This window comes from Achromobacter spanius (assembly GCF_039673305.1).
In the GTDB taxonomy this organism is placed as follows: domain Bacteria; phylum Pseudomonadota; class Gammaproteobacteria; order Burkholderiales; family Burkholderiaceae_B; genus Achromobacter; species Achromobacter spanius_F.
On sequence record NZ_JBDJLJ010000075.1, the window covers coordinates 1 to 23,425 of the forward strand.

The 23,425-nt window shown below is 67.7% G+C and carries 20 protein-coding genes; 11 read left to right on the plus strand and 9 right to left on the minus strand.

Annotation, left to right across the window (positions count from 1 at the left end; translation table 11 throughout):
- The coding region (locus ABE485_RS28715) for a nitrilase-related carbon-nitrogen hydrolase (RefSeq protein ID WP_346518657.1) at positions 1–477 on the minus strand (477 nt) is incomplete at its 3' end.
- A 156-nt stretch (positions 478–633) separates the two neighbouring features.
- Positions 634–1,236, minus strand: coding sequence for a HutD/Ves family protein (locus ABE485_RS28720; protein ID WP_346518658.1), 603 nt, complete (start codon positions 1,234–1,236; stop codon positions 634–636).
- Between the two features lie 164 nt (positions 1,237–1,400).
- On the opposite strand from ABE485_RS28720, the gene ABE485_RS28725 reads away from it, so the two are divergent.
- Positions 1,401–1,691, plus strand: coding sequence for a metal-sensing transcriptional repressor (locus ABE485_RS28725; RefSeq protein WP_346518659.1), 291 nt, complete (start codon positions 1,401–1,403; stop codon positions 1,689–1,691).
- Between the two features lie 28 nt (positions 1,692–1,719).
- Positions 1,720–2,829, plus strand: coding sequence for an S-(hydroxymethyl)glutathione dehydrogenase/class III alcohol dehydrogenase (locus tag ABE485_RS28730; protein WP_346518660.1), 1,110 nt, complete (start codon positions 1,720–1,722; stop codon positions 2,827–2,829).
- Here the strand turns inward: ABE485_RS28730 and ABE485_RS28735 are convergent.
- On the minus strand, positions 2,768–3,943 hold the full coding sequence (locus tag ABE485_RS28735) for a glycosyltransferase family 4 protein (protein WP_346518661.1): 1,176 nt from the start codon (positions 3,941–3,943) through the stop codon (positions 2,768–2,770). The genes ABE485_RS28730 and ABE485_RS28735 overlap by 62 nt on opposite strands.
- A complete protein-coding gene (locus ABE485_RS28740; protein ID WP_346518662.1) occupies positions 3,940–4,938 on the minus strand; it encodes a hypothetical protein in 999 nt (332 codons plus the stop codon). Before ABE485_RS28740 ends, ABE485_RS28735 begins: the two co-directional genes overlap by 4 nt.
- A gap of 342 nt (positions 4,939–5,280) precedes the next feature.
- Here ABE485_RS28740 and ABE485_RS28745 point away from each other — a divergent pair, with 342 nt between their 5' ends.
- The 3 genes from ABE485_RS28745 to ABE485_RS28755 all read left to right on the plus strand — a co-directional run bounded on the left by ABE485_RS28745 (position 5,281) and on the right by ABE485_RS28755 (position 9,041).
- On the plus strand, positions 5,281–6,390 hold the full coding sequence (locus tag ABE485_RS28745; RefSeq protein WP_346518663.1) for a YcjF family protein: 1,110 nt from the start codon (positions 5,281–5,283) through the stop codon (positions 6,388–6,390).
- A gap of 190 nt (positions 6,391–6,580) precedes the next feature.
- The gene (locus tag ABE485_RS28750) at positions 6,581–8,686 is read left to right on the plus strand and encodes a putative bifunctional diguanylate cyclase/phosphodiesterase (protein WP_346518664.1); all 2,106 of its coding nucleotides are present in this window, start codon (positions 6,581–6,583) and stop codon (positions 8,684–8,686) included.
- Positions 8,687–8,828: 142 nt separating this feature from the next.
- Positions 8,829–9,041, plus strand: coding sequence for a DUF1059 domain-containing protein (locus ABE485_RS28755; protein WP_346518665.1), 213 nt, complete (start codon positions 8,829–8,831; stop codon positions 9,039–9,041).
- A 79-nt stretch (positions 9,042–9,120) separates the two neighbouring features.
- On the opposite strand, the gene ABE485_RS28760 is transcribed toward ABE485_RS28755, so the two are convergent.
- On the minus strand, positions 9,121–12,531 hold the full coding sequence (locus tag ABE485_RS28760; RefSeq protein ID WP_346518666.1) for a TM0106 family RecB-like putative nuclease: 3,411 nt from the start codon (positions 12,529–12,531) through the stop codon (positions 9,121–9,123).
- 312 nt (positions 12,532–12,843) lie between these two features.
- Here ABE485_RS28760 and ABE485_RS28765 point away from each other — a divergent pair, with 312 nt between their 5' ends.
- Positions 12,844–13,629, plus strand: a complete 786-nt coding sequence (locus ABE485_RS28765) for an SIR2 family NAD-dependent protein deacylase (protein WP_346518667.1) — start codon at positions 12,844–12,846, stop codon at positions 13,627–13,629.
- Here the strand turns inward: ABE485_RS28765 and ABE485_RS28770 are convergent, their stop codons facing one another.
- The 3 genes from ABE485_RS28770 to ABE485_RS28780 form a co-directional block, all read right to left on the minus strand.
- Entirely contained in the window at positions 13,630–14,682 is a 1,053-nt protein-coding gene (locus tag ABE485_RS28770) for a helix-turn-helix transcriptional regulator (protein WP_346518668.1), read from the minus strand.
- Between the two features lie 183 nt (positions 14,683–14,865).
- Positions 14,866–16,362 (minus strand): EAL domain-containing protein, encoded by a 1,497-nt coding sequence (locus ABE485_RS28775; RefSeq protein WP_346518669.1) that lies wholly within the window; start codon positions 16,360–16,362, stop codon positions 14,866–14,868.
- Between the two features lie 174 nt (positions 16,363–16,536).
- A complete protein-coding gene (locus ABE485_RS28780) occupies positions 16,537–17,586 on the minus strand; it encodes an ornithine cyclodeaminase (protein WP_346518670.1) in 1,050 nt (349 codons plus the stop codon).
- 124 nt (positions 17,587–17,710) lie between these two features.
- On the opposite strand from ABE485_RS28780, the gene ABE485_RS28785 reads away from it, so the two are divergent.
- From ABE485_RS28785 to ABE485_RS28800, 4 genes are all read left to right on the plus strand, one after another.
- Complete coding sequence (locus ABE485_RS28785; protein WP_346518671.1) at positions 17,711–18,136, plus strand: Lrp/AsnC family transcriptional regulator; 426 nt, start codon at positions 17,711–17,713, stop codon at positions 18,134–18,136.
- A 315-nt stretch (positions 18,137–18,451) separates the two neighbouring features.
- Positions 18,452–19,384 carry an N-carbamoyl-D-amino-acid hydrolase gene (locus ABE485_RS28790; protein WP_346518676.1) on the plus strand — a complete coding sequence of 311 codons (933 nt, stop codon included), beginning with the start codon at positions 18,452–18,454 and terminating at the stop codon, positions 19,382–19,384.
- Between the two features lie 235 nt (positions 19,385–19,619).
- Positions 19,620–20,603, plus strand: coding sequence for an ornithine cyclodeaminase family protein (locus tag ABE485_RS28795; protein WP_346518672.1), 984 nt, complete (start codon positions 19,620–19,622; stop codon positions 20,601–20,603).
- Positions 20,600–21,580: a quinone oxidoreductase family protein gene (locus ABE485_RS28800; RefSeq protein ID WP_346518673.1), complete on the plus strand. Its 981-nt coding sequence runs from the start codon at positions 20,600–20,602 to the stop codon at positions 21,578–21,580. Before ABE485_RS28795 ends, ABE485_RS28800 begins: the two co-directional genes overlap by 4 nt.
- A gap of 22 nt (positions 21,581–21,602) precedes the next feature.
- Here ABE485_RS28800 and ABE485_RS28805 read toward each other — a convergent pair whose 3' ends face one another.
- A complete protein-coding gene (locus tag ABE485_RS28805; RefSeq protein WP_346518674.1) occupies positions 21,603–22,538 on the minus strand; it encodes a LysR family transcriptional regulator in 936 nt (311 codons plus the stop codon).
- 97 nt (positions 22,539–22,635) lie between these two features.
- Between ABE485_RS28805 and ABE485_RS28810 the strand changes: the two genes are divergently transcribed.
- The coding region (locus tag ABE485_RS28810; RefSeq protein ID WP_346518675.1) for an MFS transporter at positions 22,636–23,425 on the plus strand (790 nt) is incomplete at its 3' end.

The following is a 23,425-nucleotide window of genomic DNA, read 5'->3' on the forward strand; positions in this document are numbered from 1 at the left end:
GTTGGCTCCGTCGCGCCCGTAGCGGCGCGCGCGCTCGTTGAACATCAGCTCGGTGCACAGCAGCACGCCCACCCGGATGCCGCCCACCTCGGCGACCTCGAAGCCGTCCATCGCGCTGCGGAACCACGTGGCCTCGAAGAAGCCCGGCTCTTCGGGGAAGTAGTGCTTGTGGTGCAGGCGGGTGTAGCGCCCGGCCTGCAGCGCGTAGGCCTCATTGGCCAGGCGCTCGCCGGCGGCGACCGGACGGGACGAAATGATGGCCGGCACCTTCAGCGCCGCCAGGGCGTCGAGGCCGGCTTCGTGCACGCGCACGGATTCGGCCGCCAGCGCCGGGTCGTAGGTCGGGGATGCGGCCAGCCATCGTCCGAAGGGCATTTCGTTGGTGACCAGCAGGTCGGGCGCCAGCTCGTGGATGCGATCGGCGATGCCGTCCCAGGTCGCGCCTTCCGGCAGCAGGTCGGCCGGCCCTTCCATCATGCAAATCCGCATGGTTCTCCCCCGATTGTCGTCATGCGGCGCCCACCCGCAGCGCCAGGAACGGCCATCGTAATGCGCCGCGGTCCGGGCCGGGGTGCACAAGCGCGCGCCTGTCCGTAACGGGCCGGCGCCTGTCCGGGACCGGCGGATGCGTCTTCAGCCCGGGCGCGGCGACAGTTCGATGACGCAGGCGTCGAGCGGGCCGTCCGCATTCAGCCGGTAGCGGACCAGGCGGTCCTGGCCTTCGGCGTGCAGGCAGTCATAGCGCGACGACAGGTGGTGCTCGGCATCGTCCAGGCCGACCGACAGGGCCTGGCCGGCGTTCAGGATCAGCACCGTGCGGGCGCTGCTGTGAAAGACCCACGGCCCCGCGCCGCCCACCCATTGCAGCCGGGCGTGCAGGCGCGCCGGCGCGTAGATCAGGTTGAAGTCGCGGACCGGGCCACCCAGCAGCCGGCACTCCACCCGCGCATCGCCGGAAAACGCATACGCCGCGCGGGGCGCCAGGGGCGCCTGGCGCCGCCCGTCCACGGTCAGCTCGATGCCCTGGCCTTCCAGCACGGTGATGATGCGCTGGCAGCCCGCAAACGATGAAAACCCGCCATCCTGCCCGACGTCCGCCAGGGAGAGCCGCCAGTCGAACGCGGCGGAACTCCCGCCGGGGTTGCAGGCGACCTCCTGGGTCGTGCCCCCGCCGTTGCGCCACTGCATGCGGGGATAGTCCGCGGCCCGGTACAGCCGCACGTCTGGATGATTCATATCGGGGAACAGCTTTGGATCGGTAACGGGAATACGGTGCGGCCGGGGCTCGCGGCGAAATTATAGGCCGCGGCCAGCAGCGGCGCGGCCGGCATGCGGGGCGCATTGGACGCTTCAGTCCGGATTCCCGTATACTCCCCCCCTGTATCGATTCGGAGCCTGCCGTGCCGCACTCCCCCGAAGAAAAGAAACGCGTTGTCACCCGCCTGCGCCGCATCCAGGGGCAGGCGTTAGCATTGGAACGCGCGGTCAACGAAGGCACGGAATGCGGCGCGCTCCTGCAGCAGCTGGCCGCATTGCGCGGCGCCACCAACGGCCTGATGGCCGAGGTGCTTGAAAGCCATCTGCGGGAAACCTTCCTGCAGTCCGCCCAGGGCAGTCCTCAAGACGCCAGGCCCGAACCCGAATCGCAGATCGATGACTTGATGCGCATCGTCCGTTCGTATTTGAAATAACCCCATCTGACCTACGTGGAGCAACGCTATGAAATCACGCGCAGCAGTCGCATTCGGCCCCGGAAAACCGCTCGAGATCGTTGAGATCGACGTCGCGCCCCCGCAGCGCGGCGAGGTGCTGGTGCAGATCACGCACACCGGCGTGTGCCACACGGACGCCTTCACGCTGAGCGGCGACGATCCCGAGGGCCTGTTCCCCGCCGTGCTGGGCCACGAAGGCGCGGGCGTGGTGGTGCAGGTCGGCGAAGGCGTCACGTCGCTCAAGCCCGGCGACCACGTCATCCCGCTCTACACGGCCGAATGCCGCGAGTGCAAGTTCTGCCTGTCCGGCAAGACCAATCTGTGCCAGAAGGTGCGCGCCACGCAGGGCAAGGGCGTCATGCCCGACGGCACGTCGCGCTTCAGCTACGAAGGCAAGCCGCTCTACCACTACATGGGCTGCTCGACGTTCAGCGAGTACACGGTCGTGAACGAGATCTCGCTGGCCAAGATCAACCCGGCGGCGCCGCATGAAAAGGTGTGCCTGCTGGGCTGCGGCGTGACCACCGGCCTGGGCGCCGTCCACAACACCGCCAAGGTCAAGGAAGGCGATACCGTGGCCGTGTTCGGCCTGGGCGGCATCGGCCTGGCCGTGATCCAGGGCGCGGTGCAGGCCAAGGCCGGCCGCATCATCGCAGTCGACACCAATCCGAACAAGTTCGTGCTGGCCAGCGCCATGGGCGCCACCGACTGCATCAACCCCAAGGACTACGACAAGCCCATCCAGGAAGTCATCGTCGAATTGACCGACGGCGGCGTGGATTTCTCGTTCGAGTGCATCGGCAACGTCCACGTGATGCGTGCCGCGCTGGAATGCTGCCACAAGGGCTGGGGCGAAAGCATCATCATCGGCGTGGCCGGCGCGGGCCAGGAAATCAGCACCCGCCCGTTCCAGCTGGTGACGGGCCGCGTCTGGCGCGGTTCAGCCTTCGGCGGCGTCAAGGGCCGCACGCAGTTGCCGGGCATGGTGGAAGACGCCATGAGCGGCAAGATCGACCTCGATCCGTTCGTCACGCACACCCTGCCGCTGGACCGCATCAACGAAGCCTTCGACCTGATGCATGAAGGCAAGTCGATCCGGACGGTGATCCACTACTGACGTAGGCGTTCTCGCGGTAGACGCGCTCGGTGTTGCCGACGAAGGTCGCCAGCGAGAACTCCTTCAATGCGGTGCCGCGCGCGTCCACGCCCATGGCGTTCAGGACGCCGCGGTTCTTCAGGATCTCGGACAGCGTCCGGGCCACGGATTCCGCCGATTCCGGCGGCACGATCCAGCCGTTGCGGCCTTCGGTCACGTTCTCGGTCAGTCCGCCCATCTGGGTGACGATGACCGGCTTGCCCGCCGCCATCATTTCGCGGCACGCGAACGAAATCGTCTCCAGCCGCGAAGACAGCACAAAACCCACATCCAGCGCCGCCAGGAAGGGCTGCACGTCGTCGAGCAGGCCGGTGAACACCACCTGGTCCAGCATGCCCAGCGCGGCGACCTCCGCGAGTTTTTCCTCTCCCGGCAGCTTGCCGGCGATGAGCACCACGATCTGCTCGCGCTGTTCAGGCGGAAGCTGCGACACCGCGGCCACCATGTCGATCCAGTTCTTGTAGTCGGCCGTGCCCGCATTGCTGCCGATCACCAGCCGGCCGCGCAGCGCCTGCGGCAGGAAGCGGGCGCGCGCCTGCGCGGCCTCGTCGCGGCGCGCCGGACGGAACCGTTCCGTGTCCACGCCGTTGTGCACCACGCGCAGGTCTTCCTTGCGAAAGACCGATTGCTTCATGCGGTGGAAGGTATGGCTGCAGACGCAGATGACCCGGTTGGTGCCCCACTTGGCGCGCAGGCGCACGCCCAGGCTGCTGGCGGCGCGGTCGTTGTGCTGCGTATACACGATGAAGGGCCGCTGGGCCCCCATGCCCATCGTCGCAAGCATGCACAGGCGATGGTCGGCCGAGCCATTGACGTGGATGACGTCGAACCGCTCTTTGCGCAGCAGGGCGCGCAGGCGGCGCAGCGCGGCGACCTGCTGGAGAAACTTTCCCTTGAACTCCAGGGCGACGGTGCGCAGGCCGGGCAGCGCCTCGGCTTCTGCCAGAAGGCGGCTCTGGCGCGGCGCGCCGATCGTGACCTGGGACTTCTGGCAGAGGATGCGCGCAAGCGACATCACATAGGTGGTATGGCCGCCGCCGTCGCCCTGGTGGAAATTGGTGTAGAGAATCTTCATGGTGTGGCACTCGTCAGCGCTTGCAGGGGGGAGTCCAGCAAACAGCTCCAATGGCGTTTTTGAAATACATCGTCTCCCAGGCGGCTCAGGAGCGACAGGTTGTAGACCTTGATACCCCGCGCGCCGAGCAGCTTGCTGGCCTGCCGAAATGCGGGCTGGATGTGTCCTGCGAACTGGCGGTCCAGCGCGGTGGGCAACTGCGCACCGGCGCTTTCGTAGAAGCGGGGGCCCGCGGTGGCCGTCAGGTCCAGCCCGTGCAGGTAAACCGAATCCGCGCCCAGCCAGGCCAGCAGCTGCAAGGACGTATAGGCGACGGTGCCGCCGCCGAACAGGCCACGCGCCGGATTCAGGCTGAAGCCGTGCGCGTGGATCGGATGGTGCGCGTCGAACAGCACCAGTTCGGGATCGGCGCCCAGCTCGGCCTCCAGTTCCTCGGCCCGGGCGCGGGGCCGCTGCGCGCGCTGGTGGACTTCCTCGAACAGCGCGATGCGGCAGCGGATCGACCGGTTGTCGAACAGCAGCGCGATCCAGCGATAGACCTCAGGCGTCGCGAACAGCACCAGGTCCTGCGCCAGCACCTCGGCCACCAGGTCGCGCCGCTTCTTGACGAAGCCCGCGTCCAGCATCGCGTAGTAATCGAAGCGCAGGGTGGGATGCCGGGCGCGCAGCGCGATCGAGCCGTTCACGCCCATGACCGTGCGCATCCTGCACTGCGCATAATCGATCTGCGCCACGGACGGGCCGCTCAGGATCAGGTGCGCATCGCCCCCGATGCCCCGGCCAATCTGGTCCATGGGCATGGTTGCCGGACCGCGCACGCCGTGCAGGTCGCAACCGGCGAGCCGGCCGTGCGCATCGCGGCGCACCTTCACGAAGGGCCAGAGCGTCTCGTTGTGCCGATGCGCCCGGGGATGCGTGTAGCGGTACAGGTAGCGCAGGCCCTTGGTCAACGGGCGCGAGCGCAGAATGCGGGGGACGAGCGCAAAACGAGTCATGATCCATTGCGCGGGTACCGCGGCGTAGTCTTACGACGAGCTGATTCTACGCAGGGCATTCTGGCGAAAACGCGAGCGGATTATGTGAGATGTAACCCTTTTGCAGTAGCCGCGTATGCGCCCCCAATTTATCGGCACGGTGCAGGCGATGCGGAGTCATTTTCATAATATGGAAGCAACAGGAATTGCCCCGCAAGGCCGGCGAATCGTACCCGCGCCATTTGGCATTCTCGTGTCAGCGGCCCCAGCGCTTGCGCCGCGGTGGACCGATTACGTTTTGCGCCAAAGAAGTCGGCGTCTGATATCGTTCCCGCATCCCGCAACGCACCCCACGACCTTGAAATGAGCGCAATCCGCCCCGACCATCCCGACCTGCAGGACGCCATCGCGGACGCCATCAGCACCGCGACGCGCGGGGCCGGGCGGGTCAATATCCTGGTCGCCGGCAAGACGGGGGTGGGCAAGAGCACGCTTCTGAACGCCGTGTTCCGCGGCGAACTCGCCCGCACCGGCTCGGGCAAGCCCGTCACCCAGACGACCCAGGAATTCACCCGGCCGGGGCATCCGCTCACCATCATCGATACCCGCGGCCTGGAAGTCGGCGACTACGAGCGCTCGCGCGCGCAATTGGCGGACCTGATCCAGGAACGGTCCGCGTCCGATGACCAGGACAGGCACCTGCATGTGGCCTGGCTGTGCATCCAGGACAGCAGCCACCGGGTGGAAGACGCCGAGATCGAACTGTGCGACATGCTGGACAAGGCCGGCATTCCGGTCGTTGCGGTGCTGACCAAGGCACGCAAGAACAGCCCCTTCGTGGACAAGGCCCGCAAGCTGCTGCCGCGCGCCAGGCAGGTCGTCGAGGTGCGCGCGCTGCCCGAATGGATCGAGGAACTGGACGCCGAATTGCCGCCCATGGGGCTGGACATGCTCATCGAGGTGACCGCGAAGCACATTCCCGAAGCGCAGCAGCGGGCCTACGCGAATGCCCTGTCCACCCGCAACAAGAAGGCCCTGGAAGTAAAAAAAAAGCGGGCTGAGATCGAGGTGAACATCGCCGCCGGCCTGGCCGCGTCGGCCGCCGCCGCGCCGATCCCGTTCTCGGACGCCTTTGCGCTGGTGCCGATCCAGGTGGGCATGATCGCCAAGATCGGCATCACCTTCGGGATGGAGCTCGACACCACCGCCATCACCACCCTGGTCACGTCGACCCTGGGCGCGTCGGCCGCCACCCTGATCGGCCGCTCGGTCGTGTCGGGACTGCTCAAGTTCATTCCCGGCGCGGGCAGCGCCGTGGGCGGCACCATCGCGGCCACGACGGCCGGCGCCATCACCAAGCTGCTGGGCAATGCCTATGTCGCGGTCCTGCATGACTTCTGCCTGAAAAACCCCGGCAAGGACATCGACATCGCGATGATCGCGCAGGCCCTGAAACAGCGCGTCTCGCTCTGACCGCGCCGCCTGGCGAGCGGCTGCAATCAAATGCATTCCCGCGACAAGATTGGATAGATTGGCGCTTTTCCTGCCGGTACGGTAAATATTGCGTCCTTCGCGACGTAAATCCGTATATCCCCCAGTCCATTCAGGGCAAAAGACGCGCACGCGGCCGCAACGCGGCCGGCGCACCTGCCCGCCGCATCCAATGATCATCGCCAATTCCGACGTCATGTACCGGCACCTTGTGCAGGGTGTCGTCGACTACGCCATCTACATGCTCCACCCGGACGGCACTGTCGCCAACTGGAACGCCGGCGCGCAGCGCGCCAAGGGCTACACGGCCGAGGAGATCGTCGGCCGGCACTTCTCGTGCTTCTACACCGACGCGGACAGGGCCTCCGGCCTGCCCGGACGCGGCCTGTCCACCGCGCGCGAGTGCGGCAGGTTCGAGGCCGAGGGCTGGCGCGTGCGCAAGGACGGCACGCTGTTCTGGGCCCACGTCGTGATCGACGCCATCCACGACGATGCCGGCGAGCTCATCGGCTTCGCCAAGGTCACGCGCGACAACACGGAACGGCGCGAACGCGAACAACAGCTGCTCAAGGCAAAGCAGCTGGCCGAGCATTACAACGACGAGCTGACGTCGATGTCCAGCTTCCTGCAGGCCGTGGTGTCGCACATTCCGTCCTGCGTGCTGGTGCTGGACGCGGTGTCGAGGCGTTTCCTGCTGGCCAACCGCCAGGCGGAAGAGACGTTCGGCGGCAGTCCGGGCGGCCTGCAGGGCAAAACCGCGCAGCAGTGCCTGCCGGGCCTGGTCTGCGAGTTCTTCGACCGCCTGACCAACGACGCGCTGCGCTCGGACGGCGCCATGCGCGAAGAGGAAGAGGAACTGGCCACGGCGCGCGGCCCCCGCACCCTGCACACCAAGACCCTGGCGTTTCACAGCAATGACCCGCGCTCGCGCTATGTGCTGCTGATCGCGGACGACGTCACCGACGAGAACGCCGCCCACGCGCAGGTCCGCTACATGGCGCACCACGACACACTGACGGGCATGCCCAACCGCCGGCTGTTCCGCGACCGGCTGCTCAGGGCCCTGGACGGAAGCCGCGACCGCTCGACGGCCGTGCTGTGCCTGGACCTGGACAACTTCAAGAGCGTCAACGACACCCTGGGCCACCAGTGCGGCGACGAACTGCTGCGCCTGCTGGCCAAGCGCCTGCCTCGCCATCTGCGCGAGCAGGACACGCTGGCGCGGCTGGGCGGAGACGAGTTCGCCGTGGTGCTGCCCAACATCGGCGAACAGGGCGACGTGCGCAGGATGGCCGAACGCCTGATCGACGCGGTGCGCCAGCCCTTCGAGATCGCCGGCCACACCGTGCCCATCAGCGTGAGCATCGGGATCGCGCTGGCGGACGCCCAGGACGTTTCCGCGGACCACCTGCTGCGCTATGCCGACATGGCGCTGTACGAGGCCAAGCGCAACGGCCGCAATTGCCTGGCGTTCTTCAAGCCGGAAATGGAGGCGGCCGCGCTCAAGCGCCACGAGGTCGAAATGGACCTGCGCCAGGCCATCATCTCGCAGCAGCTGCAGCTGTACTACCAGCCGATCCTGGACGTCAGCCATGTGCGCATCGTGGGGCGCGAGGCGCTGATGCGCTGGCAGCACCCGACCAAGGGGCTCATCCTGCCCCAGGACTTCATTCCCATCGCCGAGGAAACCGGCCTGATCCACGAGCTCGGCGCCTTCACGCTGCACGAGGCCTGCGCGGAAGCGATGCGCTGGGACGACCACGAAACGGTGGCGGTCAACCTGTCGGCCAGCCAGTTCACCAATGGCGCGCTGGTGTCGCTGGTGGAGTCCGCGCTGGCGACCTCCGGGCTGCCGGCCCGGCGGCTGGAACTGGAAATCACCGAGTCCGTGCTGCTGGTGAATTCCGCCGGCAATCTGGCGACGCTGCACCGTCTGAAGGAACTGGGCGTGAAGGTGGCGCTGGACGATTTCGGCACCGGCTATTCGTCGCTGGGCTATCTGCGCACCTTCGAGTTCGACAAGATCAAGATCGACAAATCGTTCACGCAGGACGTCGAATCCAGCCGCGAGGCGCTGGCCATCATCCGCGCCATCAACGGCATCGGCCGCAGCCTGGACATCCCCACCACGGCGGAAGGTGTGGAAACACCAGAGCAGCTGCAACGCCTGACGGCGGAAGGCTGCTCGCATTTCCAGGGCTTCCTGCTGGGCCGGCCGGTGTCGCACGGCGAGCCCGCGGCCGACCTGGCGGCCGCGGGGCCGCCCCCCGCAAATTGACCGCCTGCGCCGCCCGCGCCAGACCTATACTTTGACAATCACCGGCCGCGATGCGACGCGCCATCGCCCGGTGTATTCCGCGCAGCGCGTCGGATGTTCAAACACGCATCGCCCCATTCCGGGCCTGCGCAGGGAGAACGACATGACCCGCAAATACATCGATTGCCGCGAATACCCGAGCGAGATGAACTGCACGGTGGCCTTGTCCGCGGACTCGGACGAGGAACTCCTCGAAGCCGCCGTCCAGCACGCGACCACGGTGCACAAGCACAGCGATTCGCCCGAACTGCGCTCGCAGCTCAAGTCCCTGTTCCACAACGGCACACCGCCCGCCGAAGCGCCGCGCCGCGGCTGACAGCGTCCGCGCGATTGACCGGCGGGTGCGCCGGGGCCTGGCCGCCTCGCGCACCCGCCCCGGTCACCCTGACGGCGCGCTACACGTTCTGACCCGCCTCGGCGACCCAGCAGAGCGTGTTGACCAGCGCCATCTGTTCCGGCGTCTGGCAGCGCACCGACAACAGGGCCGGGCTGGCGACCAGGATCGCCAGCGACTTCGCCCGCGACACCGCCACGTTCAGCCGGTTGCGGCTGAACAGGAATTCCATGTCGCGCGGCATGGTGTCGCCGCTGGAGGTGGCCATCGAGATGATCACCACCTGGGCCTCCTGCCCCTGGAATTTGTCGACGGTGCCCACGCGCGCGCCCTCGGGCAGCGCCTGCTTCAGCGTGTTGACCTGCACGTTGTAGGGCGCCACCACCAGCACGTCGTCGGCCGTGACGGGCACGGCGCGCCCGTGCTTGTCCCGATAGCGCTGCCGCATGAGGCTGGCGTACAGGTCGGCGACCAGGCGCGCCTCTTCGTCGCTGGACTGGGCGTTGCCTTCATGTTCCACGGGCACGTAGCGGATGCCGCTGGCGCGCAGCAGCGGGGACGCGTCCCCGTCCAGCACCAGCCCCTGGCCGCGCGTGGATGGCGCGGCGAGCAGCCGGCCGTCGTAGATGGCTTCGGAAATGAAGCCGCAGATGGCGGGATGCATGCGGTAGGACGTGTCCAGGAAGATGCCGCGATCGGCGGCGATGGTGGCCTGGCCGTCCAGCAGGTATTCCAGCGTGGACTCGCCGGACCTGCCCGGGTGCGTGCCCTTGGTCGGCTGACCGAGCTGCATCTGGTCGCCCAGCAGCACGATGTTGCGTGCGCATAGCCCCAGCGCGACCAGGTTCGCCAGGCTGACCTGGCCGGCTTCGTCAACGAACAGGTAGTCGAACCGCTGTTCGAAGTCGGCCCGGCTGAACAGCCAGGCCGTGCCCGCCACCAGTTGGTGGCGCGCCAGATCGATCTTGTCGTTGGCGTAGACGTCTTCGATGAATTCCCCGTTGAAACAGGAGTCGTCGCCCGCCTGGCCCGACTTCTTGGCGCCTGCAAACCGCAGGCCCGCGCTCTTCGCCGCGTCTTCCAGGCCGGCCAGCAGGTTGTTGATGGCGTGGTGGCTGTTGGACGTGACGGCGATGCGCTTGCCCTGGCGCAGCAGATTCACCAGCACGCGCGAGCCCGTGTAGGTCTTGCCGGCGCCGGGCGGGCCCTGCAGGAACAGGGTGGTCTCGTCCATGCGCCCGACGATGTCCACGACCTGGTCGAGCAGGCCCGCGGCCGGGTCCACCAGCGCCTGTCCCGGCTGCAGCCCCGCGATGCGCGGACGCTCGTGCCGCAGCAGCGCATCCACGGCCCGGAACGGCGTGCCGCCGCCATCGCCCGACTGCAGCAGCGCGTCGCCATAGCGGAACACCGCATTGGCCAGCTCGTCGATCCTGACCGGCCTGCCCGGCGCCAGCGACAGCCGCGCCGGCGGCGTTTCCTTGCGGGTCATGGTGAACGTCGCGACGCCGGCCTGCGGGTCCACCGTCAGGCGGCTGATGCCCGGCCCGCCGCGCGCGTTCGTACAGGACGATCCGGTGCGCAGCTTGGTCTGCTGCGGCGGAAAGCGGTAGGTGTGCCGCAGCGACTGCGCCACCGGCTCGGGCGGCACGGCGTCGTCGCGCACCATGGCGCCCAGGCATTCGTTGTCGTCGACCAGTTCGGCGTCCGTCGCCTCCATGCGCGCAAAGACCGCCCACCATTCCGGCTTCTGCTCGCGCCGATGGAAGTCCAGCAGCTGGTAGACCAGGGCGCGGTAGCGGTCGCGCTCCGACCAGCGCAGTTCGTCGGCCGGCAAGGGGCCGAGGAGCGCCGCATGGTAGGGTTCGAGCCGCAGCTCGGCCTCGGTCTTTTCGCCGACCTGGAAGCGCGCGGCGTCGATCTGCTGCTGCGCCTCGCGGCGGTTCGACCACGGCATCCCGGCGGGACGCAGCCCGCGCAGCCACTCCCGCAGCCGGTAGGTCGACACCACGTCGTCGCGGTTGTAGTCCTCGATCGCCTGCAGCAGTGCGGCCTCGCCCGTGCGCTTCCAGCGTTCGTAGTAGACGATGCTCGCGCCGGCGTTGGTCACGCCGCCGGCGCGCTGGTCCAGGTAGAAATGCTCGATGTTCTTGATCGAATAGCCGGGTTCGGACACGCGCACGCCCTCGCGCACCACCTGGTAAAGATCGACCAGCTTGTTCAGTCGCAACAGGTTGTCGACCTCGGCCTCGCGCGTGGCATGCACCGACATCAGCTTCTTGATGGCGGTCGCCTCATAGGGCGCGTAGTGATAGACGTGGGCGTCGGGGTGGCGGTGCAGGCGCGCCACGACGTAGTCGATGAAGTCCTCGAACGCCCGCTTCTCTTCGCCGCGGTTGTGCGCCCAGAACGGGATGAAGCGCTCCTGGCCGTCGTCGATCACGTAAAGCCCGAACAGGTATTCCAGGCCGCCCTCTTCGAGCGGATCGCCTTCCATGTCGAAGAACATGTCGCCGGCATCGGGCTCCGGCATCCGCTCCAGGCCGCGCGGGTTGGGGTCGCCGGGATCCTTGGCGACCAGGTCGCAGTACCTGCCGCCCTCGGTGCGCGCGCGCAGTTGCAGGGCCGCCTGCGACCGCAGCTTGTCCAGGATGGCGGGATCCATCCGCGCAACCGGGGCGTCGGGCGGCAATGTCCCCAACTGCGCCAGGGTGCGGATGCCTTCCCCGTTCAGCCGCCGGATCTGCTGGCGCGTGATGTTGGCGACCAGGGAAAGATGGTCATCGTCGGCGCGGCGCGCCTTGCACAGCGGATTCCAGCGGCATTGCGCGCATTTCTCGCACGGGTCGGGATAGGTCGGCACGGCGCCGCCCGGCGCCACGCGCGCCTCGAAGCGGCGCATGACCCGCCGGAAGTAGTGCGCATAGTCGGCCACGCGCAGGCTCAGTTCGCGGCCGCTGCCCAGCGCCACGTGCATGTGCAGGGGCGCGGCGCCCTGTTCCAGGCCCAGCAGCCAGGAATAGAACGACAGCTGGATCACGAACTTGGCGCGCGCCGAGCGGGCCAGCTTGGTGTCGCTGGCTTCGTAGCTGTAGTCCCCCAGGCGCGACGGGCGCGCCGTCTTCAGCAGGAAGTCGGCGTGGCCGATGTAGTCGCCATGGCTGAAGGCCGCCTGGTAGATGACGTCCGCGCCTTCGGCCATGGCCTCGCGGGTGCGCGCCAGGCGCGCCGCCAGGCCGTCGCCCGCCTCGCTGACGTCGATGACGCGGCCGCCGCCGGCGCGCAGCCGTTCCAGGTAGGCGCGTTCATGGTCCAGACCCTTCTGCTGGATGAGTTCGAGCTGGTCGTCCTGCGGCGCGGCCGGCAGCGGCGTTTCCAGGTTCTGCAGATCAAGCGAGGTCAGGTGCTCGCATTCCAGGAAACCGACGATATCGGACGCGGAAAACAAATGGCGGTCGCCGTTTTTTTGCATGGTGCGGACGGAGCCGGGCGGGTTGCGGAGGACAGAGAATAGCAAAGCGAGTATTCGGACATTATCTGGGCGAATATCCCCGCAAACCGGGAAATACTGTCATGATTAATTCAACCCGATTTTGTCCAAATGCGCTTTCAAAATGCAGCCTGGTTCAGTTAATGGAAGCGACATGCCCGGTTTGTTCGACGACATTATTTTCAGTACCGCTTGCGCCGGATATGCCGGCGCTCTGCGCGGCGCGATGCGCCCGGTGGCCGTTTCGGACGCGTTGCCGCGTCCGGCGGCGCTTGCGTATCGCCGGGAGCCCGCATGAAGCCCCGCAAGCTGCATTTGCCCGAGGCCCTGCTGCAATCGTTGCGCGCGGCGCGCAATCTCGTCGTGCTGACGGGATCCGGCCTGAACCCCGCCAGCCGCCTGCCCCTTGCCCGCGACGGCATGCGCGGCCTGTGGGCGCGCTACGACAGCGCGGCGCTGGCGACTGAAGAAGGCTTCCGGCGCGATCCCGCCCTGGTGTGGGCCTGGCACGAGGAGCGGCGGCGGCGCGCACGCCTGGCCGCGCCCAACGCGGCGCACCGCGCCATCGCCGAGCTTGCCGTCCGCTCGCCCGGCACGTTCGTGGTGACCCAGAACGGCGATACGCTGCACGAGCGCGCGGGCAGCCCGCGCATCCTGCACCTGCTGGGCCGATTCGACCAGCCGCACTGCTCGGCCTGCAACATGCCCTATACGCTGGCCGCGCCCCCCGCCAAGCCGGCCAGGCAGGGACCGTTTCCGCCGCCGCCCGCGTGCCGCATCTGCGGCGGGCTCGTGCGGCCCGGCCGGCTCTGGCACGGCGAGGCGCCGGCTTCCGACGTGTGGACCATCGCCCAGGGGCTGGCGGCATCCGCCGACCTGATCCTGGCAGTGGGCTCGTCGTGCGAGACGCCCGCGGCCGCCGACTTCTGCTACGCGGCCATGGCGGGCGGCGCCGGGCTCGTGCAGGTCAATCCGAATCCCACCCGGCTGGACCGCGTGGCTGCCCACAACGTCAAAGGGCCTGCGGAGAAGGTCCTGCCCCTGCTGCTGGCCCGCGCCTGGCCCGGGGCCGGCGCCTGACTACAGATAGCGCCGGGCGAGCTGACGCGCCTCTTGCGCGAAGCGCTCGCGGATGTCCCCGGGTTCCAGCACTTCGATGGAAGACGCGTGTCCGTGCAGCAATTGCCACAGCATCACGGACGGCCGGACGGTTGCCGTCAGGGTGAAGCCGTCCTCTTCTTCCTGGATGTCCTGGTCCGGCGATAGCCAGAATTCGCGCAGCGGGTGGCGCCGGCGCCGCCCGTCGTCCATCAGGGGCTCCTCGGCGCGCAGCCGGATGCGGGTTTCCTCGCCCGGATCGAAGTTCAGGGCTTCCTCGCGGCGCACGTAATCCTCGAGATCGAAGGAAGGATCGGGATCCGCGCTTTCGTTCAGGAGCTGGACCTCGGACAGCCTGTCCATGCGAAAGAGAAAACGCCTGCCGGGCAGGCGCGGCCCCCAGGCCACCATGTAAAGGACGCCCGCCCGGTCCACCATCGCCAGGGGCGTCATGACATACAGGCGTTCGCTGGGGGCCTTTTCGCCGAACGGCGTGTTGCGGAACGACAGCTTGCGGTTGTAGTACAGGGCGCCGCTTACCTGGCGGTAGACCTCGGACGGCACGCGCGGCAGCACGGTGGGATGGGTGCCGTCGATGCGCAGGATCTTGCGGGACCAGCCGTGCGCCGGGCCGATCGCCGGCTGCCCCTGGTGGGCTTCCAGATAGCGCCATGCGCCATCGAACGTGGCCGCCAGGTCGTCCAGCACGACAGCGGGCAGATGGCGATCGGCCACCTGCTTGAGCGCGCACATCGCCATGGCCATGTTCGCATTCATGTTCTGGATGCGGAAATCCGTGCGCTCGATGGTGCGGTACCAGAGTTTTCCGCGCGTGGCGCCGTAGCTGCCGACGCTGTCGAGCTTGAGCAGCGTGCGCCGGATCTGCTTGTCGCCGGGCACGGGCTTTTGCAGCGCCGCGAGCCTTTCGCGTATTTCCGCCATGCCCATGCCCATCACCATTGCGTCGGCCTCCTCGTCCTCGACATACGGCAGGATCCTGAGCAGGTTGTCGACCAGCGTCTGGTTATGTCCCATGGCTATTACTGCAGATTAACCCGTTAAATAATCCAGGCATTCTATCTGCAAAATCCGCCATTAATATTTTCGGCCCCGGCCAATAATGCGCGCGGCGCGGCAGCCGTATTTCAGTGGATTATGTCGTGTGTATCGGAAATAAAATAGACATCCGACAACCGGCCTGTCCGCACTGCGTCCGCACTACTCCGACGCGAGGTCGTGGACGGGCACCGGCCGTCCCAGCAGCCAGCCCTGTCCGACCGCGGCCGGCTGGCGCGCCAGCAGGTAGCGGGCCTGCTCTTCGGTTTCTATGCCCTCGATGATCAAGCTGATGCGCAGCTCGCGCGAGATGGCGATGACATGGTCGATGATCAGCGTGCCCGCGTCTTCCACGCCGATGGCGTTGGTGAAGCGGCGGTCCAGCTTGATGGCGTCCGCCTGCATTTCCGCCAGGTAATTCAGGTTTGAATGCCCCGTGCCGAAATCGTCGATGAATACCTTGAAGCCCTTGGCGCGCAGCGTCTTGACCATTGCCATGACGTGGCCGTCGGACAGGGGCGTGCCCTCGGTGATCTCCAGCGCGATGTTGGACGGCGACAAGCCCCGCTCGCTGACGGCGTCCACCAGGAAATTCCGGTAGCCCGCGTCTTTCAGGTCCGCCGACGACACATTGATGCTGACGTACAGCGCGGGATCTTCCAGCAGGCGTTCGTGCAGGTCGCGCAAGGCCTGCAGGGTCACCTGGCGCGACAGGTCGCGGCCCAGGCCCATCGCCTCGGCGAGCGGCACGAAGAGGCTGGGCGAGACATCGCGGCCGCGCGCGCGCCATCGCGCCAGGGCCTCGAATCCCGCCAGCCGGCGAGACGCCAGCTGCCGCAGGGGCTGGTAGTGGACCTGGATCTCGCCGCCGAGGATGGCCTTGCGCAGTTCGGTCTTGGCGCTGCCCGCATGCACCCGCCACATGGCGCACAGGCCGGCAAGAAAGGCCAGGGCCAGCGCGCCGACCACCGACAGCACCATGGCGGGCAGCTGGAACCAGGCATCCGATCTGAGGTACGACCCCACGCAGAGGTCGGGTCCGGGTTCGGGCGCGCACGCCCATGCACGCCGTTCCGGCGCCAGGGCGCCGGCCGTTTCCCCGCCGCCTTCGGCCCCCGGCTGGTCCAGGTCGTGAGTCCGGCCGAAGCGCCGGTAGACATAGGCCCCGTCCCGCGTCGCGATCTTGGCGTCGATGCCGGAGCCCGGCTCGGGAAAGCCGTCGAACGCGCCCGGCGCGGTGAACACGACGACATCGTGTTGCGCCGCCATGTCGCCGATGATCCGGCGGTCGACGATGTTGGCCACGCCCGTCCAGAGCTGCACGCCGCTGCGCGCCGTGAACGAAGGCGGGGGCATGTGCAGCGGTTCGGGGAGTTCGCCCCAGGCGGCCGAGCACCGGAGCATGCCGCCCTCGAGGCGGCCGATATCCCTGATGAAGGTGGAATTGAAGAGCAGCACCCGCAAGGTTGCGACGTCCGAGTCCGAGCACAGCGCGGCGCCGTGCGTCGCGGCGGCGATCAGCCGCTGGCCCTCCTGCGAGACCCGCAGCGCGTGGGCAAGCAGCCGGGCGTTATGCCCGGCAAGCCTGTCGTCGACCTGACCCAGTTCGATCAGCCTTCCTGCCAGCACACCCGCCAGGAATCCAAGCGCCGACATCATCAACACAAAAGCCGCAATTCTGAAACGTGACATGGAAACCGGTGGCACATTGGCGGCGCGCTACAAGGGAATTCCGCGCGTAAAGTAATGTAACCGGAACTTTCATTTCCTTGAAGAAAAAAAACGCCCGGCCGTCGGGCGCGGGCGTTCCATGGGCGGCTTGCGCCTGAACCGCTATTTCCGGGCCAGGACGTGCCGCCCGGCCTGGGCGGTGCGCACCACCTTGAACAGATCCTTCGGATCCTGCATTGCCGGCGCCACTTCGATGGACGCGCCCACGCCATGCCGAATCGCGCTGTCGCGCAACCAGCGCAAGGCCGAGAAATCCTCCAGCGCAAAGCCCACCGAGTCGAAGACCGTCACTTCGCCGGCGCTCCGGCGTCCCTCGGCCTGCCCCGTCAGGACGCGCCACACTTCGGTGACCGGAAAGTCGGCCGGCATCTGCTGCAGGTCGCCTTCGATGCGCGTCTGCGGCTCGTACTCCACGAACACCGACCCCGCGCGCAGGACGTCGGCGTGCAGTTCGGTCTTGCCCGGGCAATCGCCGCCCACCCCGTTGATGTGCATGCCCGGCTCGATCATGTCCCGGGTCAGGATGGTGGCATAGGCCTTGTCGGCCGTCACCGTGGTGACGATATCCACGCCCTTGACGGCGCCGGCGGCGTCGTCGAAGCGCACGACGCGCAAGCCCGGCACGGACGCCAGGTTGTTTTCCAGCTTGCGGGTCGCCTCGGCATCCACGTCGTAGACGTGCAGGGTGTCGATGCCGAGGATGTAGTGGAAGGCCAGCGCCTGGAACTCGGCCTGGGCGCCGTTGCCGATCAGCGCCATGGTGCGCGAATCGGGGCGGGCCAGGACGCGCGCGGCCAGCGCCGAGGTCACGCCGGTGCGCAGCGCGGTCGTCAGCGTCAGTTCGCTGATCAGGAGCGGTTCGCCGGTGCTGACCCGCGCCAGGGCGCCGAAAGCCATCACGGTGGACAGGCCGGCCAGCGGGTTTTCGGGATGGCCGTTGACGAACTTGAAGCTGTAGAGCTCGTTGTCGGCGATGGGCATCAGTTCAATGACGCCGGTGGAGGAATGGCTGGCCACGCGCGCGCACTTGTCGAATTCCTGCCATCGCAGGAAGTCCGCCAGGACATAGTCCAGCAGATCGGTGCAGGCCTTGCGCGGGCCTTGCAGGGCCACGATGTTCGCTACGTCCGAGGTCGTCAGCAGTGTCGTCAATTTTTTCTCCCCAAGTTATGGAACAGAAATTCTGGCCGACGGCAAAGCCATTTAATAGTGACAACAATCCATACGAAACACTAAGATTCTGGCATTCTGATAGCGCCTATTGGCACTTTTAACAATGGATACCCTGGATCAGAGCCTGCTCGGCCTGTTGCGCAGCAACGCCCGCCTGTCGGTGGCCACCCTGGCGAAGAAGCTGGACGTCTCGCGCGGCACCATCGACAACCGCATCCGCAAGCTGGAAGAGCGAGGCATCATCGTCGGCTATACGGTGCGCCTGCGCCCGGACGTCGAGACCGACGATATCGTCGCGTGGATGAGCATTGCCGTCGAAGGCCACGAAACGCGCAAGATCGTCAGCCTGCTGATGGGCGAGCCCAGCGTGGCGGGCCTGCACGACACCAATGGCCGCTGGGACCTGCTGGCCGAATTGCGCGTGCCCACCATCGAACAGCTGTCCGAAGTCCTGGACCGCCTGCGTACCCTGAAGGGCATTTCGGCCACCGAAACCAGCATCCACCTGAAGACCTTCAAGGCCTTCTGAGCGGCGGCGCGGGGAAACCCGATATAAAACTTTGCATGGCGCCCATGATCCAGCGTTATGCGTGGCGCGCCGGGCGCCTCCGGGCCATCTGAAAATAGCCAGTCGAATCAGGGACTTGCCGAAAATCGCGGCGCGTGCCCCCGCGCGGTGCGCCGCGCTGCGCCGCGGTATCGGATTCTTCCGTACCCATGCATGCTTGCACCTTCAGCCGGGCACGCCGACAGGCGCGCCCCACAACGGCGCCACGCATTCAATCCGTAGCGACAAGAACACCTGGAGTTTCATATCGTGAGTCACGCATCCCCCTCCCGCAAGATGGGCCTGGCCGTCGCCCAGATGGGCGCCGTCAATCTTGCCGACACCCGCGCGGCGGTCGTGCGCCGCCTGGTCGAGATGATGCGCGAAGCCGCGGCCCGCAAGGCGGAGTTCGTGGTGTTTCCCGAGCTGGCGCTGACGACGTTCTTTCCGCGCTACTGGATGGAAGACGCGGAGGCGGTGGAGCGCTTTTTCGAGAAGTCCATGCCCAACGCCGACGTGCAGCCGCTGTTCGACACGGCGCGCGAACTGGGCATCGGCTTCTACCTGGGCTATGCCGAACTGACGCCGGAAGGCCGCCAGTTCAATACCGCCATCCTGGTGGACCGCAGCGCAAAGATCATCGGCAAGTACCGCAAGATCCACCTGCCCGGGCACTCGGACCACAAGGTCGACGCCCCCTTCCAGCACCTTGAGAAGAAGTTCTTTGAAGTCGGCGACCTGGGTTTCGGCGTCTGGGAGACCAACGAGGTCAAGATCGGCATGTGCCTGTGCAATGACCGCCGCTGGCCCGAGACCTATCGCGTCATGTCGCTGCAAAGCGCCGAACTGATCGTGCTGGGCTACAACACGCCGTCCCTGAACATCCACTGGGACGAGCCCGCGCACCTGCGCACCACGACGCACGAGATCGTGCTGCAGGCCAGCGCGTATCAGAACGCGGTGTGGATCGGCGCCGCCGCCAAGTGCGGCCATGAAGACGGCCACCACATGATCGGCAGCTCGATGATCGTTGCGCCCTCGGGCGAGATCGTGGCCCGCGCCAGCGGCGAGGAAGACGAAGTGATCACGGCGCGCATCGACCTGGGCATGGGACAGACCTTCCGCGACCACGTCTTCAATTTCGCCAAGCACCGCAGCCCGCACCACTACAAGCTGATCGTCGAGCGCACCGGCGCCGGCGAACCGCTGCCCGTGCCGCAAATCGACTAGCCGTCGATGAGTGCCCGCGTCATCGCGGGCATTTCCTTTTTCACGACATGCGCAAACTGATTCAGGAAGGCTTTGGAGACGGCGGCCGGGGGCTCGGTCCGGGAATGGGACACGTGCACCGACAGCGCAATCGCTGGCTCGACAACCGACCTTTTTGCCGCGCCCGGATCACGCGCCGCGCTGCTAGACTGCCTGTGGCCCTTTGATTGACCTACCCACAGCAGGCAACGATCCAATGCGCTTTATCGATACCGAACAGACCCGCGACGCCCTGTCCTTCGACACCGTCATCCCCGCCTTGCGGGACGCATTCCGCGGCGACGCCACCGTGCCGGCGCGCCATGTCCACGCCATCCAGTCCGGCAATGCCCACGGCACCTCGTTGATCATGCCCGCCTGGAGCGACCGCGGCTACTTCGGCGTCAAGATCATCAACATCTTTCCCGAGAACACGCACCAGGGCCTGCCGGGGCTGCACGCCACCTACAACCTGTACAGCGCCACCACGGGCGTGCCGATCGCGCAGGTCGACGGCGACATCGTCACCGTCTACCGCACCGCCGGCGCGGCGGCGCTGGGCGCGGACTACCTGGCCCGCGCCGACGCCAGCACGCTGCTGATCGTCGGTTCCGGCCGCATCGCCGGGCTGGTCGCGCAGGCCATGCGCACCGTGCGCCCCATCCGCCGCGTGCTGGTGTGGAACCTGCGGCCGGCGGGCGCCGAAACGCTGGCGGCCCGCCTGCGTGAACAGGGCTTCGAGGCCCAGGCCGCAACCGACCTGGAAGCCGCCGTCCGCCAGGCCGACATCGTCAGTTGCGCCACCTTGTCCACCGAGCCGCTGATCCGCGGCGCCTGGCTGCGGCCCGGCACGCACCTGGACCTGATCGGCAGCTTCAAGCCGGAAATGCGCGAGACCGACCCCGCCTGCTTCGACGGCACCACCGTCTACGTGGACACCGATGAAGCGCCCACCAAATCGGGCGACCTGCTGTCCGCCTTCGAGGCCGGCGTGCTGACGCCAGGGGGCATCCGGGGCAACCTGCACCAGCTGGCCGCGGGGCAGCGCCCCGGCAGGCGCAACGACCAGGAGGTCACCGTGTTCAAGGCCGTGGGCAGCGCGCTGGAAGACCTGACGCTGGCGACGCTGGTGTATGAATCCGTCAGGGATGCGGCCGGCCCGGCCGGCGCCCCCCATAACCCCCAAGGAGACAAGGCATGACGCAGGCGCGTTCCATCAGTTTGACCGAATTCGGCGGTCCGGAAGTCATGCGGCTCGTCGACACCGACCTGCCGCCCCCCGGGCCGGGCGAAGCGCAGCTGCGCCAGACGGCCATCGGCTTCAACTACATCGACATCTACCAGCGCGCGGGCAAGTATCCGCTGCCCACCCCCACCGGGCTGGGCCATGAAGCGGCCGGCGTGGTGGAAGCCCTGGGCCCGGACGTGACGGACCTGAGCGTCGGCGACCACGTGGTCTACATGAACGCCGGCGTGGGCGCCTATGCCGACCGGCGCAACGTGCCGGCCGCCAAGCTGGTGAAGATTCCCGCGGGCATCTCCGACGAAGACGCCGCGGCCGTGTTCTTCAAGGCCATGACGGCGCAGTACCTGGTGAAAAAAACCCATGCGGTCCAGCCCGGCGACATCGTGCTGGTGCATGCCGCCGCGGGCGGGGTCGGGCAGATCCTGAGCGGCTGGGCGCATGCGCTGGGCGCCACCGTCATCGGCACGGCCGGCTCCGCCGCCAAATGCGACATTGCCCGGGCGGCGGGCTGCGACGCGGCCATCGACTACACGCAGGAAGACTGGGTCCAGCAGGTGGTCGCGGCCACCGGCGGCAGGAAGGCGCGCGTCGTCTATGACTCCGTGGCCAAACACACGTTCCTGGGATCGCTCGATTGCGCCGCGCCGTTCGGCATGGTGGTGCTGTTCGGCGCGGCCTCCGGCCCCGCCCCGGCCATCGATCCGGAACTGCTGAACAAGAAGGGCTGCCTGTTCCTGACGCGCCCGTCCGTGTTCCCGCACAACGCGGACACGCACACGTTCCGCGCCAATGCGGCCGACGTGTTCGACGCCATGCAGAGCGGCGCCGTGCGCGCGGCCATCGGCGCGCGCTACGGCCTGGCGCAGATCCAGGATGCGCACCGCGCGGCGGAAAGCCGGTCCGTCGCGGGCGCCATCGTCATCACGCCCTGAGCGGCCGTGCGCAGGGCCGGCGTCAGCGGCCGGCCAGCTCCGCGGGCAGGTGCTCGCGCATGATCTCGATGAAGCGCCGCAGGCGGGCGGGCTGGAAGCGCGACGGCGCATACACAAGGAACACGGGCAGGGCGTCCGCCCGCCACTGCGGCGCCAGATGCACCAGCCTGCCGGCGGCCAGGTCGTCCTGCATGGCCCATGCGGATCCCAGCGCGACGCCCAGCCCCTGGATGGCCGCATTGCGCAGCGCGTGCAGGCCGTCGGTGGACAGGCGCGGCTGGATATCGAAGCACTGCTTGTCGCCGCTGCCGCAATGCGTCAGGCTCACCTCGGTGCGATAGAAGGTGCGTAGCGCCAGCCACGGCAGGCGCGCCAGATCCGAAGGAGCCTGCGGCAGCGGCCCGCCCTGCAGCAGGTCCGGCGAGGCGACGACGATGCGCGGCACCTCGCCCAGCTTCACCGCCACCACCGACGGGTCCGTCACGGCTCCGACGCGGATCGCGCAATCGACGTTCTCGGCGATCAGGTCCGGCATGCGGTCGTGCAGCAGCCATTCCACCCGCATGTTCGGATAGCGTTTCAGGTATCTGGCCAGCGGCTCGATGAACTGGTCCTGGCCGAACACGTGCGGCGCCACCACGCGCAGCATGCCGGCGGGCTCGTCGCCCGCGCCGCGCACGTCGCTTTCGAATGACTGCCAGGAGGCGAGCAGCTCCTTGCCCCGCTCGTAGCAGCGCTGCCCGTCTTCGGTCAGGCGGATGGCGTGGGTGGAGCGCTTCAGCAGCCGCACTCCCATCGTGCGTTCCAGCAATTGCAGCCGGCGGCTGACGGTGGGCTGCGTGCCCCCCATCTGGGCGGCCGCGGCGGACAGGCTGCCGGCCTCGACGATGCGCACGAACGTTTCGATCAGCAGCATGCGGTCGGTGCCGGCCGCGGCGGGGAGGGCGGGGGTGGTCATACGCCTATCGTATAACGGATGTACCCGAAGGTCGGCTACCAAAACCCCGGCGGCAAGCCCAGAATTTGCCCCGTACAAAAGCCACCGGATTTCCATCATGCCATCCCCCACTCCCCACACGTCTTTATCGCGCGGCCTGGTCTTCCTGCTTGCCGTGGGCGCCGGCCTGGGCGTCGCGTCCCTGTATTACAGCCAGCCCATGCTGGGCGTGCTTGGCGCCGACATCCACGCCAGCGCCGAAACGCTGGGCTGGATTCCCACGCTGACGCAGCTGGGCTACGCCTTCGGCATCCTGCTGCTGGCGCCGCTGGGCGACCGCTACGACCGCAAGCGCATCATCCTGGTCAAGGCCGCCGTGCTGAGCCTGGCGCTGCTGCTGGCCGGCGCGTCGCCCACGATCGGCCTGCTGCTGGCCGCCAGCTTCGCCATCGGCCTGTCGGCCACCCTGGCGCAGGACATCGTGCCGGCGGCCGCGCACCTGGCGCCCGCCGACCAGCGCGGCAAGATCGTCGGCACCGTCATGACCGGCCTCTTGCTGGGCATCCTGCTGTCGCGGGTGGTCAGCGGCTTCGTCGCCGAGCAGTTCGGCTGGCGCATGATGTTCGCGGCCGCCGCCGCGAGCATCGTGGCGCTGGGCGCGGCGCTGTGGCGCGGCCTGCCGCGCTTCGAACCGTCGACCTCGCTGGCCTACCGCGCCCTGCTGGGATCGCTGCTGACCCTGTGGCGCCAGCATCCCGGCCTGCGCCGCGCTGCGTCGGCGCAGGGCCTGCTGTCGCTGGGCTTCAGCGCCTTCTGGTCCACGCTGGCGGTAATGTTGCACGCCGCCCCGTTCCACCTGGGCGCGGGCGCGGCCGGCGCGTTCGGCCTGGCCGGCGCAGCGGGCGCCC